Annotated in this window: 2 protein-coding genes and 1 pseudogene; all 3 read left to right on the forward strand. The window is 43.1% G+C overall.

The window, feature by feature from the left end; genetic code table 11:
- The coding region (locus R7P35_RS24260; protein WP_318092882.1) for a methyl-accepting chemotaxis protein at window positions 1-509 on the forward strand (509 nt) is incomplete at its 5' end.
- A 56-nt stretch (window positions 510-565) separates the two neighbouring features.
- Window positions 566-766, forward strand: a complete 201-nt coding sequence (locus R7P35_RS24265) for a chromosome segregation ATPase (protein WP_005462979.1) — start codon at window positions 566-568, stop codon at window positions 764-766.
- A gap of 267 nt (window positions 767-1,033) precedes the next feature.
- Window positions 1,034-1,440: pseudogene (locus R7P35_RS24270) on the forward strand (helix-turn-helix transcriptional regulator); the annotation flags it as partial.

Below are 1,440 nucleotides of genomic sequence, written 5' to 3' on the forward strand. Positions count from 1 at the left end.
CTATCCTAGGTGTAATCCGCGATATCTCTGAGCAAACAAACTTGTTGGCATTGAACGCAGCGATTGAAGCGGCACGCGCAGGTGAGCAAGGTCGAGGCTTTGCGGTAGTTGCAGATGAAGTTCGTAACCTAGCGTCGCGCACTGCCGATTCAACGGAAGAGATTCAACGTATGATCAACCAGCTTCAAAGTGATGCTCAGGATGCAGTAAGCGCGATGGAAGCTGGCAAAGCGGTCACATTTGAGGGTGTGGCTTCGACGGATGAAGCAGTAGAAGTGCTGGTGAATATCTCTGAGCGCATTACGGATATCTCCGATCGAAACACGCAAGTTGCGACGGCAACGGAAGAGCAATCTACCGTGGTTCATACGATCAATCAGAATATTGAAGAAATCAACGCAATCAACGAGATGACAACTGCAACGGCGGAAGAGTTGGCTGGCGCAAGCCGCGATCTTCAAGAGCTTTCATCTCGCCTAGATAAGATGGTTGGTAGCTTCAAACTCTAGAGTTGGATAGAATAGACGAAGTTGAACAGTTTAATGACTATATTTAGGTAAGTACTATGAACGACTTCGAAAAAGAACTAGCGCAGATTTCTCAAGAAGCTGCAGAGGAGCCAGAAGTAAAGCTGCCTTCGCTAGAAGAGCAAAAAGCCATTGCGGCTGAGCTTAAAAAGCTAGAAGCAGAAGGCAAGTTAACGCCAGAAATTTTGGAGCAATACTTCGGCAAGTTTAATCAGAAAAATTCTGTTCCGGTTCATTAATAAAAAGGGAGTGTTTACTCCCTTTTTTCATTTGTAAAATTCATCATTCCTTCAATTTACTAAGTCACAAGCACGACTTCTACTCATCATTTTCTAATCGGATAGCTTTTATCTTCCATTTCTCCCTACATCATGCCGTGACTTAAAAATGATTGACACTTCGATAGGTTACTAATTAGTACTAGGGATTTTCATACTTGACAATGCTCCCGCTCTATCTACTCTATTGCATATTTCAATCAAAACTACTAAAGGAATGCGAGCAGGATGGAGCATCAAACTACAAGGAATGTCATCTTAATCACGGAGGGCAGTCTACAGTCATCTCTCTTAAAGGATGTTTTGGAAACGAAGCTCGGTATTAACGTTCTACTGATCACTCCCGAAAATCTTGCTAGCCCATTTGTTAGAAATCGACCTATATCAGCAATTGTCCTAGATTACAGCGTTATCACAGATGAAGTGTTTGCTCGTTATATGGAATTTAAAACCCCCCATTTAACTGGAACGCTTGAAATCCTCATCAACTGTGACAAATCTATCTCAACGGATGAGCTCTTTGTCTGGCGTTCACTTGCCGGCATTTTCTATACCTCAGACGATATACAAACCTTACAAACGGGCATTGACAAGGTGCTCCAAGGCGATATGTGGTTCAGTCGTAAATTCGCACA

This window comes from Vibrio sp. Vb0304 (genome assembly GCF_033338995.1).
GTDB classification, from domain to species: Bacteria; Pseudomonadota; Gammaproteobacteria; order Enterobacterales; family Vibrionaceae; genus Vibrio; species Vibrio alginolyticus.

Bases quoted from the DNA above. Each gene is read 5' to 3' on its own strand.
- R7P35_RS24265 (WP_005462979.1), top strand. From the start codon at position 566: ATGAACGACTTCGAAAAAGAACTAGCGCAGATTTCTCAAGAAGCTGCA.